Annotated in this window: 11 protein-coding genes; all 11 read left to right on the plus strand. The window is 31.2% G+C overall.

Annotation, left to right across the window (positions count from 1 at the left end; genetic code table 11):
* Positions 1-68 precede the first annotated feature (68 nt).
* The 11 genes from ACVCXO_RS03415 to ACVCXO_RS03465 all read left to right on the plus strand — a co-directional run bounded on the left by ACVCXO_RS03415 (position 69) and on the right by ACVCXO_RS03465 (position 14,425).
* Positions 69-1,805, plus strand: a complete 1,737-nt coding sequence (locus ACVCXO_RS03415; protein ID WP_452228192.1) for a hypothetical protein — start codon at positions 69-71, stop codon at positions 1,803-1,805.
* A 1-nt stretch (position 1,806) separates the two neighbouring features.
* Entirely contained in the window at positions 1,807-2,331 is a 525-nt protein-coding gene (locus ACVCXO_RS03420) for a hypothetical protein (protein WP_452228193.1), read from the plus strand.
* Between the two features lie 4 nt (positions 2,332-2,335).
* Positions 2,336-3,940: a YARHG domain-containing protein gene (locus ACVCXO_RS03425; protein WP_452228194.1), complete on the plus strand. Its 1,605-nt coding sequence runs from the start codon at positions 2,336-2,338 to the stop codon at positions 3,938-3,940.
* Between the two features lie 297 nt (positions 3,941-4,237).
* Positions 4,238-6,112, plus strand: coding sequence for a Xaa-Pro dipeptidyl-peptidase (locus ACVCXO_RS03430; protein ID WP_452228195.1), 1,875 nt, complete (start codon positions 4,238-4,240; stop codon positions 6,110-6,112).
* Position 6,113: 1 nt separating this feature from the next.
* Positions 6,114-6,695 carry a tRNA isopentenyl-2-thiomethyl-A-37 hydroxylase MiaE gene (gene miaE / locus ACVCXO_RS03435; RefSeq protein ID WP_452228196.1) on the plus strand — a complete coding sequence of 194 codons (582 nt, stop codon included), beginning with the start codon at positions 6,114-6,116 and terminating at the stop codon, positions 6,693-6,695.
* 21 nt (positions 6,696-6,716) lie between these two features.
* On the plus strand, positions 6,717-7,277 hold the full coding sequence (locus tag ACVCXO_RS03440) for a hypothetical protein (protein WP_452228197.1): 561 nt from the start codon (positions 6,717-6,719) through the stop codon (positions 7,275-7,277).
* 116 nt (positions 7,278-7,393) lie between these two features.
* Positions 7,394-8,071 carry a carboxypeptidase-like regulatory domain-containing protein gene (locus tag ACVCXO_RS03445; RefSeq protein ID WP_452228198.1) on the plus strand — a complete coding sequence of 226 codons (678 nt, stop codon included), beginning with the start codon at positions 7,394-7,396 and terminating at the stop codon, positions 8,069-8,071.
* Between the two features lie 11 nt (positions 8,072-8,082).
* Entirely contained in the window at positions 8,083-9,090 is a 1,008-nt protein-coding gene (locus ACVCXO_RS03450) for a transglutaminase domain-containing protein (protein WP_452228199.1), read from the plus strand.
* 76 nt (positions 9,091-9,166) lie between these two features.
* Entirely contained in the window at positions 9,167-11,425 is a 2,259-nt protein-coding gene (locus ACVCXO_RS03455; protein WP_452228200.1) for an FUSC family membrane protein, read from the plus strand.
* A gap of 108 nt (positions 11,426-11,533) precedes the next feature.
* Positions 11,534-12,775: a DEAD/DEAH box helicase gene (locus ACVCXO_RS03460; protein ID WP_452228201.1), complete on the plus strand. Its 1,242-nt coding sequence runs from the start codon at positions 11,534-11,536 to the stop codon at positions 12,773-12,775.
* Between the two features lie 336 nt (positions 12,776-13,111).
* On the plus strand, positions 13,112-14,425 hold the full coding sequence (locus tag ACVCXO_RS03465; RefSeq protein ID WP_452228202.1) for a hypothetical protein: 1,314 nt from the start codon (positions 13,112-13,114) through the stop codon (positions 14,423-14,425).
* Positions 14,426-14,427 lie beyond the last annotated feature (2 nt).

The following is a 14,427-nucleotide window of genomic DNA, read 5'->3' on the forward strand; positions in this document are numbered from 1 at the left end:
AGTAAAAATTACTATATAAGCCCTTGACAGCAATTAAAAATAAGAGATCCGAATTTGAAAAATATACTATGACACATACAGAAATAATAAAACAAAATGCAGATAGCATAAATAATAAATTAGTTGATGCTGTTATAAAAAAAGCACAACAACTTATTATAGATTCAGAAATTATCAACCGTAGAATGCTTGTAGACCATTTGAATGAAGTACTACAAGTAAATTTAAAAGAAGGTCTTTATATCAAACAAATACTTAAAGAGGCTTATTTACAATCTACATATTCTTCAAGTATTCAAGAGGCCATCACTAATAATATCCTTGATAATGATGGCAAGAATAGCGTATTTAATCCGGATCGAGTACAACAACGTTTGGAGTCTTTAGATATAAAAGATCCACAGATAGATTTAAAAGATTTTAAACTTATTGAACAAGAAACAAAGACGGTAAAAGAGGTTGATGGAACTTTTGAAATTCAGACTGTCCAGAAAAATATTGACATACTAAAACCTAAAAAGGAAATATCTATTACAGGTAATATTAAAGTTGAAGCAATAACAGAACACGCTTTTAGTATCAAAAAAGAGTACACTAAAATTATTCAAATTCACGAAAAAGTAAAAGATATAAACTTAGACTTGATCGATGATTTTGATAAAACTAGAAATAAATTAAAACTAATTAGGGAAGATTTACTAAACCTTTTAATTGATTTATTTGGTGATGGAATAAAATCTTCAGAGCCAGAAATGTTTGATGTTTCTAAAATTAATTGGGAAAGTTTTGAGGACAGCTATACTAAATTAGACACTTACTTTTCAGGCATTAATGATAATGTGAAAGTTTTCAAAGATGCACACCAACAACACATGTCTGCAATATCTTTATCGGGAAAAAATGAGTTTAACACTTTTTTAAGTAAAACTTCATCGCTAGCAAATTCAGGAACATTGGATAAATCAAAGTTAAAAGGTGCTGCCGGAGCTGCTGCAGTAGGTTTTTTAGTTAAAGGAGGTATGGCTGTACTGAAATCTAGGACTGAAGCTAAAAAGACAATTGCTCAAATAGAACTTGATATTGAAAAACTGAAAGAAGGAATGAGCAGTGATGTACAATTAATTTTAGCTGACATTTTAAAATTAGGAAGGTTTTATACTGAATTAAAAGATAAATTAATTCCTGAATTAAAATTATTTAGTCAGAAAGCAGTTAATAAATTGAGTAATGACATTTCCCCTTTATATGAGCAGATTATTTCTAATTCCGAAATAAAAGACTTAAGAGATAGTAACAAATATTTAATGACAGAACGTCGAACAATTGAAGCGGAATTAGTTGATAAAAAAGAACAAGTTAACTTTAACGACAGCACATATCAAAAACTAATAGAATTAATTGATTTAAAGAGACCTGAATATGACTTTTTATCGTCATTAATACCTGTTAAGCCAAATTTATTTTATAAAATTTTATCTCCAACAAAATCTATTAATTTATACAACGAAACATTAATCGACTGGTATACTTACTGTAAGCCTTTTATTGATGATTTCAAGAACTATCAAAATAATATTATTAGAGAAGAGGAATTAAAAAAAGAAAATCTTGCAGATATTGATAAATTAAAAAATAGAGGACTAAATATTCAAAAAGAATTAAAAACTAATTCTGAAAGAATAAGAATTATTTTCGGGGAAACAGGGAACAAAACCGTTTTATCGGATTTATTAACTCACATCAGGGAATTTACGACTTCTTCAAAAGGAGTTCTAGAAGTTAATATTTCAAAAGAACTTATTTAATATGGAAAACAAAATTATTACACAAGCAGTACTAAATAAATTGGATTCAACTGTAAATAAAAATTTTTTAACTGAAAATATTCATAATATTTATGATGAATTAATTATAGATAATACAGAAAATAATGAGCGTGTAATCAATATTCTTTTTAAAAAAATGGGTAATGATAAACGTTTTGATAAAATTGATGATGACACCAAAAAGGCAATTGTACAGACTGGATTGTCTTGCTTATCGGATGTTTTTAAAACCTTAGATTTAAATCAAAAGAAAAATATTCTTCAAAAGGAAAACAATAAATTAACCAAATTATTTCTACAGAACTATGAAGATAAACTTTTAAGTTTAAAGGAAGAGGTAAGGAAAAATCAAGCAGATTTTTTAGAATTACAAAATAACGCTGATAATATGTCTTTAGGACAGTTGGCTAATACAATAAATGAATTTCATAACCCAAATACGACTACAAATGTAACTGATCAAGAAATTGATGACTTACTAAATGGTGGTACTTTAGAATTTTAAAATTATGATTACAGAAGAACTTATAAAAAATTACTTTTTAACAAAAGGAAAGACAATAAAAGCTTATCTATTAGGAAATGAAGATAAATTATTCCTAACAGAAGATCATGATCATATAAAAAATGTATTTAAAAGTAATAAAAAGAAAACTCGGATGTTTTTTTATCGCGTTAATTACTTCTTAGCATTGTTAATTTTTTTGAGTCTATTAATTTTTAGTTTTAGTTTAGTTTTAATAAAATCAAAAATTGATAATTCACAAAATCCGATAGGTTTTTCGATTGTTTTAATTCCGTTATTACTGATTTTCCTATTATACTTAAAACCTCTGGTTCATTTATTTTCTTTAAAAAACAAGAGGAATAAAATGAATATTCACTTGTATAAAAATTTATATGGGGAAAATAATTTTAAAAACTTATCCGAAACTCCAGAAATACAAGAAAAAAAGGATAGAAGTATATCAAAAGGCCTCATTGTAGGAATTATCTTGGTATTAGTAATATTATTTATGTCAGCACCCTTTATTGGAATGATTGGACAAGAGGAAGGAATTAAAGAACAAAGAGAAGAAGTTATAAAAACTAATACAAATTCAATAACTGAAGAAGAAGAAGTTATTGATTTAAATCTTCAAACAAACAGTAAAACTTTTGGACTTTACCCTCAAACCTCAACAAAACTACTAACTTTGAGTGACATTAGATCAGCTAGTTTAGCAGATTTAAAAATCATGAGAAATGAAATATTTGCTCGACATGGTCACGCTTTCAAACAAGGTGGGGAAATAGATAATTATTTTAGAAATCAAGATTGGTATAAATCTAAAAATTTAGATGCAACTAGTTTATTAACAGAAATAGAGAAGGATAATATTTCCTTAATAAAGAGTAGAGAAAATGAATTTGTCGAATATAAAGGTAAAATCAAATCCGACCCTATTACTATGAAAATCAAATTCTATGGAGAGTATAATTGTATTAATGATGGTTCTTTAATCGAAGGATACTATTATTATAATAAGAGTGGCGAGTCAAATAAATTGATATTGAAAGGTCATTCTTGTGGTACAAAGATAACAATTGAAGAAAAAGATTCTAACAACAAGACTACTGGAGTTTTTATTGGAGTACAAAGTAATGATAAAATAGAAGGTGTTTGGAAAAATTCAAAGACGGATGAAAAATTAGACTTCATAATTAGAAAAGATAAAATCGCAACTATTACAGGAACAGATATCATTATGAGAAACGGACATTCTACAAAATCAGAAATTGTAGGATCTTTCAAAAAAGCAGGAGAAAAAGTTATAATTTTAGATACTTCCACTTCTGAAAAACAAACTGTTTTAATCAAAAACAAAATTATTGTAAACGATAATGATGGTGAAGTTAACACTTTACAAAAAGGGAAATCTGTTAAAATCATTGCTATTAATGAAGAACCTCCAATAGAAATTTTAATTAGTTTTAAAAATAAAAAAGGAAAAATAAAAGAAGTACTGGTATCTGAAAATGATATAGATTACATCAATGAATCTTGGTATAAAGTAAAACGAGATAACGGAGAAATCGGTTGGGTTTTTGGTAAATTTATTAAAATGATGTAACCTAAAAGTCTTAAATAAATAACTTTAAAAATCATTTTCCCTTTTTATTGGAAAATGATTTTTGCTTTTTAAACAATAATTAAAAAAATAATGCAGAAGATGATATTGTATTTTCTTTTTATTCTTTCTGTTTATTATATCAATTTAATAAAAATCAAACTTAAGCCACACAAAATCAATCACCAATTCCCATCCTACCAACACCCACAAAACATTTACAATTCCCTTAACATTCTACCACTTCCCTATTCCTAAAAAATAACTAACTTGTACCAACAAATTATGACAAGCGTTATTATGAAAAAAAGACACCATGCATTGGGAGTATTTCCCCTCTTATTTTTAGCAATTACTATTGGTTTTGCACAAGAAAAAACGATTCCCGTTTTTGAAAACGGAGAAGCACAAATAGTAGAAGGTTTTAGTGATTATAAAGAATGGATTCGTCATGACCTTTGGGTAGAAACTACCTTTAATACCGATGGAGACGCTACTTTAGATAGAATGCATGTTGCCGTTACTAGACCAAAACAAACCGACACCGAAGGTTTAAAGCTTCCGGTTGTTTATGTGAGTAGTCCATATTTTGCAGGTGTTGCAGGTGATCTTCCTGGTGTGATGTGGAATGTAGAACATGAACTTGGGGAACCAGCAAAAGAAGCACGTGTACATCCTGAAGTAATTCGTAGAGGCGAACGTCCAATAATCTCGAACTCACATCTTAAAAAATGGGTGCCTCGTGGTTATATTGTGGTGCATTCTTCTTCACCTGGAACGGGATTATCACAAGGTAGCCCAACCGTTGGTGGACAAAATGAATCGCTTGCACCAAAAGCAGTTATCGAATGGTTAAATGGTCGCGCAAAAGGATATACAACACCAGATGGAAACGAAGAAGTGAAAGCAACTTGGTCTACCGGAAAAGTGGGTATGACAGGAACTTCGTATAACGGAACGATTCCGCTTGCTGCAGCGACAACAGGTGTTGCAGGTTTAGAGGCTATTATTCCTATTGCTCCAAATACTTCCTATTATCATTATTATAGATCTAACGGATTAGTGCGTTCTCCAGGTGGTTATTTGGGTGAAGATATTGATGTGTTGTATGATTTTATTCATAGTGGCGACGAAAGTAAACGTCCGTATAGCAATAAAATCGTTAGAGATACCGAAATGAAAAACGGTATGGACAGAATTACTGGAGATTATAATAAATTTTGGGAAGGACGTGATTATTTAAATCAGATGTCCAACATGAAAGCGGCTTTATTAATGTCGCATGGTTTTAATGATTGGAATGTGATGCCAGAACATAGTAATCGTATTTATCAAAAAGCGAAAGAAATGGGATTAGACACCCAAGTGTATTACCATCAAAACGGACATGGAGGACCACCACCAATGACGATGATGAATCGTTGGTTTACGCATTATTTACATGGAATAGATAATGGTGTGGAAAACGATGCCCAAGCTTGGATTGTAAGAGAACATGACAAACATGAAAATCCTACGGCATATAAAGCATATCCAAATCCGGAAGCTAAAAGTGTAACACTTTATTTGGAAGAAGGCGGAAATAAAACAGGTGCTTTAACTTGGAATAAACAAAAAGGACAAGCAAAAAACTTAGGATCGATTAATGCTCCAAATACAAAACCTAAAACGGAAACTTTTGTGGATGATTTTAATATCTCTGGAAAAGAACATGCACAAGCTTTAAAATCGGAAAACAGATTATTATATGTCACGCCTATATTAAAATCAGATATACATCTTTCTGGTGAAAGTGAAATTACCATTAGCGTTGCAAGTAGTAAATCTGCAGCAAATTTATCAGTTTGGATGGTTTCCCTTCCGTGGAAAGAAAACACCAAATTAATTACAGATAATATCATTACTCGTGGTTGGGCAGATCCTCAAAATTCTAAATCATTAACGGAAAGTGCGCCTTTAAAACCAGGAGCATTCTACGATTTAAAATTCAAATTACAACCAGATGACCAAATCATTCCTGCCGGACAACAAATAGGTTTAGTGATATTCTCTAGTGATAAAGAATTTACGCTACACCCAAAACCAGGAACAGCATTAACTATCGACTTAAATAAAACAAATATTTCCATTCCGGTAGTTGGAGGAATAGATGCATTAAAAAAAGCTACAAAATAATATGCTCGGACTTAAATTAGAAACAGATCCTCGTTGGGTAAATATTGCAGAATCTAATTTAGAAGATATTCTAGTAGATCATGCGTGGTGTGAACAAAAAGCAGCTACCAATGCAATTAAATTGGTGTCTTTAAATCCGCAACATGTAGATTTAGTGACCGACCTTTTAGTGATTGCGCAAGAGGAATTAGAGCACTTTCAAATGGTGCATAATATCATTAAAGAGCGCGGGTATACTTTAGGTCCGGTAAAAAAAGATTCTTATGTCAATGAGTTGGCAAAGTTTATAATGAAAGGCGGCAACAGAAACCAACAATTGGTAGATAGACTCTTGTTTTCGGCTATGATTGAAGCAAGAAGCTGCGAACGTTTTAGGCTTTTATCTACTACGATGAAAGATCAAGAACTAGCCAAGTTTTACCATGACCTTATGGTTAGCGAAGCTGGTCACTACACTACTTTTATAGGTTTTGCAAGAAAATATGGTGAAGGTATCGATGTAGAAAAACGCTGGCAAGAATTTTTAGATTTTGAAGGCGAACTGATTAAGAGTTATGGTAAAAGTGAAACTATTCACGGATAACTTCTTAGAACCAAACACCTTTTGAAACGCTCTTTTACCGATAGAAAAAATTGTATACAATTTGCCCTAAAACAACATTTAGGGCTTTTTGGTATTTGGTTGGTTTTCGTTTTATTTGGAAGTGCTTTTGCATATTTAGGGAGTAATGTAGAAGAGTATAAATTCGGATTTATGCTTTTCGGATTTGCCTTTATTATACTAAGTACCGGCTTTATGCTATATGTACTTCCTTCTAGCATTTTACATTATTACGAACAAGCACTTACTAAAAAACACGGAAGCTATACTACTGCAAAAGTGACCAATAAAAGAATAGATGATTATTCGCATAGCACAAGTTCTTTGGATGGCGGTAATTCTGAAATGATTGCAGAATTTCTTTATGTTATTGCATTTGAGTTTACCTATAACAGTAAAACATATGCCAGTGAATGCCTCTGGACACACAAAGCTACTTATGAAGCAATTACCTTAGAAACCGAATTACCGATTCCGTTTTTAAAAACCAATCCGAATAAAATAACGGTAAGAAAACGTAAGCTTGCCAACCAATTGGGCATAAAAGCGAATATGAATAATTAGCAAACTTGCTAAAAAAGATACTTCACGCATTGAAAAGCGTCGTTTACTAATTGCCGGTTTTAAAACCCTTATAAGATATATAGCTTTGATGTATACTAACATTAAAACTTAATATCATGAAAAATCAAATTCAATTACACATCCAAACACCTTGTTCTGAAGATTTCAATCAATTTTCACCAACTGCAAAAGGAGGGTTTTGTGGTTCTTGCGAAAAAGAGGTTATCGACTTCACTGCCATGTCAGCTTCAGAAATTAGCTCTTATTTTAAAAATAAAACAACAGAAAATACCTGCGGAAGATTTAACAGCAGCCAATTAACAAGCTACAATCAAAAACCAACAACGAGCAGTATCCGAAGTTTTGCTACAGGAATTGGATTAGCGTGTTTATCTATTTTCAGCATCAATTCCGCGCAAGCGCAAGACACAAAAATAGGAGAAACTACAAGAAATTCTTCCGAAATTAATTCCGTAGACCAACAACAAGAAATAGACGTAAAAGGAACTATTTTAGACGAAAACGGTTTGGCATTACCTACGGCAACAGTCCTTTTACAAAACTCTACCATAGGAACAAGTACTAATTTTGATGGCTACTTTGCCTTTCCTAAAAAACTAAAAAAAGGAGATGTTTTATTAATTAGCTATGTTGGTTATAAAACCAAAAAAGTAATTATTAGTAATGAAAGTTCCAATTCTGAAATAAATCTACAAGTAGATATGGCGATGGGAGATATTGTTCTTATGGGAAAAGTCGCTTCTAAAAAAGTGTATGTTTCTAAAAGAAAATAAAACAGATCTTCATGAAAAACATTCTCTTTTATATTGCTATTTTCTTTTTACAAAGTGCTATTTCGCAAGTATCCGATTTTAAAAATATCGACTTCACCATTGCAGATAATACTGCTATGCTTCACGAAGGCAAAGGTTTAGAAAATCTTCCGCTACTTGCGTATCACCTTACGCATAAACTACCTACAGATGTTGAAAAATTTAGAGCTATTTACACTTGGGTTTGCAAAAACATTACAGGAGATGCCAGACAAGATAGCAAAGTTACCAAGCAAAGAAAAAAACTAAAAAACGATAGTGCAGCATATTTAAAATGGAATAATATTTACAGGAAAACAGCTTTTAAAAAGTTATTAAAAAACAAAAAAACCATGTGTACCGGTTATGCGTATTTAATAAAAGAATTGTGCTTTTTAGCAAATATAGAAAGTGTAATTATTAATGGTTATGGTAGATCTACAGAAGCGAATATTTTTAATTTGGAATTAGAAAACCATTCTTGGAATGCGATAAAACTAAACAACAAATGGTATCTAAGTGATGCTACTTGGTCTAGTGGTTATATGATGAACTATTCGCGTTTTGTGCAAGATTATAATGATGGCTATTTTTTAACCGATCCTGTATTGTTTGCAAAGAATCATTATCCGACAGAAAAAAAATGGTTATTAGATGCTACTTTAATAGCTTCCGAATTTACGGCTTCACCTCTAGTTTACGGCGAAACGTTTACGCATAAAATAATTCCTCTGCTTCCAAAAGAAATGCAAATCTATTCCGAGGTAAACGAAGAAATCATGTTTCGTTTTAAAACATTAAAAGCTATGGACACCAATAAAATAGCGCTCATTCAATATGCAGGAATGCTGGAAAAAGCGTTCCCAATTTATGATCTTAAAAACGAAAACGGCTATCTAATTTTTACAACTCAGTTTAAACAAAAAGGCGATTATGATGTGCATTTAAAAATGGAAGATGATATTGTTGCAACCTATACTATAAAAGTTTCTAAAAGTTAAAAAAAATAATTTCTTAACATTATAATCAACATAAGATTAATAGCGATAAAAACAATTAAACTACCTTTGCAGCGCTATGCAAAACAAGTTAAAAAACTACCTAATAACTACCGAATTATTTCTTAAAGGCTCCAGCTTTTACAGAGGTATTGTACTTACTATCGCTGTAGTTTCTCCTTTAGTTATTTTTAATGCTATTGACTTATTTCAGTTCGCTCCTGCTCTGGCGCTTGGTACTTTTTTAAATGCACCAAGTGATGTTCCTGGAAGTTTAAAACGTAAAATTAACGGGATCCTAATTAGTATTATACTTACCATGCTGGTTACCTTTATAATACTTGTAACCAAACCTATCTTTATAGTATTACTATTAGCCATTGTTATTTTAAGTTTTGCTATTAGTTTAATTTCGGTATACGGATTTCGAGCTTCTTTAATTTCTTTTTCTGGTTTGTTGGCTATTGTATTAGCATTAGCGGTAGAAAAAACAGATTTAAAATCGATTGTTCTTCATGTTGGATTATTGGGTATTGGAGGAATTTGGTATTTAACGGTATCCTTACTTTCTAATTGGTTGTTTCCAAGAAAAGATGATGACCAACTGCTTTCGGATACCTTATCCCTTACTGGACAATATTTAAAAGTAAGAGCCAAGCTACTTACCAAACCAAATAAGCGTGAAAAGTTTTCAAAAAAAGCATTAATCCTACAAACACAAATAAGCGAGAAACACGAAACCTTAAGAGAATTACTTTTAGAAGGAAGAAAACGTTCTGGTAGATCTTTTTCTAACGAGCGCCGCCTTTTAATATTTATATCTTTAGTCGATATTTTTGAATTGGCTTTAGCAAACTCCTTAGATTATTCAAAAATAGATTCGCTATTCGGTGCGCATAAAACGCATTTAAAATCCTTTAAAAAAATGAATAAAGTGATGGGGAATCACCTCATCACCTTATCGGAACTTTTAATAAAAAAAGGAAAACTTCCAGAAATAGATGTATTAAATACAACCTATCAAAATACCGAAAAGGCAATTCGAGATTATGTCGATGAAATAGGATTACCAAAAGCACGAGAAGGAGCTATCACGCTAAGAAACCTTCAAGATTACCAAAAGCAATTATTACAAGAAGTTAAAGCAATAAGACGTGTTTTAAAGAAAGTAAAAGATAATACCAAGGCCTCTTTAAAAGCCCAAGAGTCGAAGCAATTTTTAACCTCTCAAGAGTATAGGTTCAATGTATTGCTTCAACATTTTAGTTTAAAGTCACCAATGCTTAGACATGCCTTACGACTTTCTACTGCTATCGCTTTTGGCTTTCTATTAGGTAGTTTCTTAGACTTAAAAAATGCCTATTGGATTGTGCTAACCATCGTGGTTATTATGCGTCCAAATTATGGTCTTACCAAAGAACGCTCTAAAAATAGAATTATAGGAACCTTGATTGGAGCACTAATAGCAATAACTATTATTTTAATTACACAAAATACTACGGTTTACATGGTATTAGCTGTAGTATCCTTAACCTTTGCGTTTTCACTAATACAGCAAAGCTATAAAACAGGAGCTGCATTTATAACGCTACATATTATATTTGTTTATGCATTGATAGATCCCAACGCTTTTTTGGTCGTACAATATCGGGTTATAGATACCGTACTTGGCGCTACTATTGCTGTTTTGGCGAATTACTTACTTTTTCCAAGTTGGGAGTATAAAAATTTAGATTCGGTTATTGTAAACGTAATGTTATCTAATAGCAGTTATTTAGAAGCTACCAAAAATTTATACCACCATAAAGAAGCAAACAGATTAGTATATAAATTACATAGGAAAGAAGCTTTTTTAGCGATGAGTAATCTAAATGCTGCATTTCAAAGAGTGACACAAGATCCTAAATCGAAACAAAAAGAAGCTGCTTTAATTTATGATATAGTAACTTTAAACCACACCATACTTTCGGCAATAGCATCTATTGGAAGTTATATTTTAAATCATAATACCACTTCCGCTTCCGAGGAATTTGATACCATTATTGAAAGTATTACCAACGCATTAAAACACGCTGCTTCCACATTAGAAAGTACCAAAAGCGTTATTCTTTCCGAAGAAAAAGAAATAGGGCAAGCACATGAAAAACTGCAAAAAAAATATGCAGATCTATCATCAAAACGAGATTTAGCGATTGAAGCTGGTCAGACACAAATTGAAGATATTGAACTATTACATTTACAAGAAGCGCATTTAATTAGCAATCAATTACTTTGGCTAAAATCGTTATCTATCAATTTAAACAATGTGGCATTAAAGTATAAATTGGCTTTTAATTAATCGATACTTCGCTCTAATTATTCGTCTAAAAACGCCGTTTACAAAAAGGGATTCTTTTATATCTAATCTGCAATTACTTTTAAGTTATCTTTGCACAAAATAAATTACATGTCATTTAAAGACTTACAACTAAATAAACCTTTGCTACGTGCTATTGCAGAAGCTGGTTACGATAACCCAACATTAGTACAAGAAAAAACCATTCCTTTTGTACTAGACAAAAAAGATGTTATCTGCTCTGCACAAACAGGAACAGGTAAAACTGCTGCATTTGCTTTACCTATTTTGCAATTATTATATGATAAGCAAGTAGGATCCAAAAAAGGAAAAAAAATACGCGCAGTAATTGTAAGTCCAACACGAGAATTAGCAGCGCAGATTCATGAGAATTTTAAAATCTATGCCAAAAACACCGATTTAACGAGTATGGTTATTTATGGAGGAACAAGCATAGAACCACAAAAAGACGTATTAAAAAAAGGAGTAGATATTTTAATTGCTACGCCTGGAAGGTTATTAGATTTACACAAACAAGATTGTATAAATCTGGATTATGTGGAAACATTGGTTTTAGATGAAGCCGATCTTATGTTGGACATGGGATTTATTGATGATGTTAAAAAAGTGGAACGTCTTTGCCCAGAAGATAAACAGATTTTATTGTTTTCGGCAACCATCCCTTTTAAAGTAGAGCAACTTGCAAATACGATTTTAAAAACGCCAGAACGTGTAGACATTACGCCTACTTCGACTGCTGCAAAAAATGTAAGTCAGGTGTTGTATTATGTACCAAAAAAGGATAAAATAGAATTGTGTTTACACTTACTTCGTAAAACGATTAAAGGAAACATTCTAATTTTCAGACGTACTAAATATGGTGTCGATAAATTAGAAAAAACACTTTTGAATAATGATTTTAAAGTAGAAACTATTCATGGAGACAAAGACCAAAACTTGCGTCAAGATGCACTTAAAAAGTTTAAGAATGGTTATGTAAATATTTTGGTTGCTACAGATGTTGCTGCTCGTGGAATTGATATTAACGAGTTAGATGCGGTTATTAATTTTGATTTACCAAACGTACCAGAAACGTATGTACATAGAATTGGTAGAACTGGTCGTGCTGGTAATTTTGGAACAGCGTATTCGCTGTGTTCTGCAGATGAAAAAGCGTATGTAAAAAGTATTCAGCAGTTAATTAATGTACAGATTCCTGTAGAAGAAGAGCATCCGTATCCTTTAGATCCTAAAGCAGAAGCGGTGCGACATACTTCTAAAAAAACAGGAAGTAAGCACAAAAAAGGACGTAAAAGCGAAGCTTCAAAGAAAAAGAAGAAACGCTGGTATTAGAATTGTTGATTGAAACCTATGTCATTTCGAGCATGTCAAGAAATCTCTGAAACAATTACTCCTGCAAGACAATGACAGAAGACTAATGACTAAAACTTATGTCATTTCGAGTGAAATTGCTTTTTTGCAATTTAGTATCGAGAACTAATTTATATTAAAAATTGAAAAACGGCGGAAGACGGAAACCCATGTCATTTCGAGCATGTCGAGAAACCTCTTTTTCAACCTTTTTCACTTATCCCTTTTTTCCCTTTTCACCCAATAAAAACACCATTTTTCGACGTACGTATTAAAAACTAATAATTTGTTTATCTTGCTTGGCATAACCAATTGGTAATGAGAAACGATTACACTTCCGATGTCTTTAAAAAGTTACTAGATAAATTACAACAAGAAAGTTGGCAATTAGAATTGCTGATTTCTGGTTTTGCAATCTTCGGATTAATTGGGTTAAAAGGATATATTTTTGATGAACTAATCTATAGCACTCAAAACACGAACGTATACTCCATTGCCTTATTAACCAGTTTAGCTCCAATTATTCTCATTTTACTATTTAATCTTATCGTTCACGTTTTGCTTCGTGGTTTATGGATTGGCGCCTTAGGTTTACGGTATGTTTCTGGCGATATTGATTATGAAAAACTAAAGTATTCTGAAAAATTCACCAACTATTTAAAACAAAAAGTAGGTTCTTTCGATAGATATATTTCCAGATTAGAAGATTATTCTAGTATCATGTTTGCGGTTTCCTTTTTAATGGTTTTTTACATCATAGGATTCGCCACGTTGACTTTAGTATTCGTTTTAGGGAAGTATTATTTCAATCTATATGAAGGTCCTTTTTCCAATATTTTAGATGCAATAGGTAATGTTGTAGGCATTATATTTTTATTTGGAATTCTTTTAACTTTTATAGATTTTATAACCCAAGGATTTTTAAAAAAGAAAAAGTGGCTCTCCAAAATCTACTTTCCTTTTTATAGGGTTTTCAGCATATTAACTTTGTCGTTCTTATACAGACCGCTTGTCTATAATTTTTTAGACAATAAATTCGGAAAACGAATTAGCCTACTTTTATTTCCTTTGTACCTAATTATTTTTTTTTCCACAGGAACCTATTACCAAAATTCTAACTATATAAAAAGAACTAATATTTCAACAAGTCAATATGTTAGTAATAATAATTACTATAATGTATTACCTGAAAAAGAGTTTATTAATATTGCTGCTATTCCAAGTAAGATTATTTCAAAACCGTATTTTCCTTTTTTCATTCCTTTTATAGAAGGCATTGAAGATCGAATTATAGAATTTAATCCTTCCTTAAAACCTGAAAAAGACAAACGAGGTCTAAGTACAGATGTCGTCACTGTAAACAATAATTTAAAAACGAATAAAGACAGTTTAATTACAGAATATTTAAAAACCTTTAAACGTATTTATCACGTTTCTATAGATAGTACAAAGTATAATTTAGATTATATCCTTTCGGAAAACAAAAAAGAGCAAATTGGTTTTGAAACAATAATAGAACTCGACAGCTTAAAAAAAGGAAGACATACACTACATTTTAAAAGACAAATGAAACCAGAAAAGGATTCTTTAGGAACTATTATTAGTATACCTTTTTGGTATTACCCCGATTAATA

It is taken from the genome of Lacinutrix sp. MEBiC02404 (genome assembly GCF_053601575.1).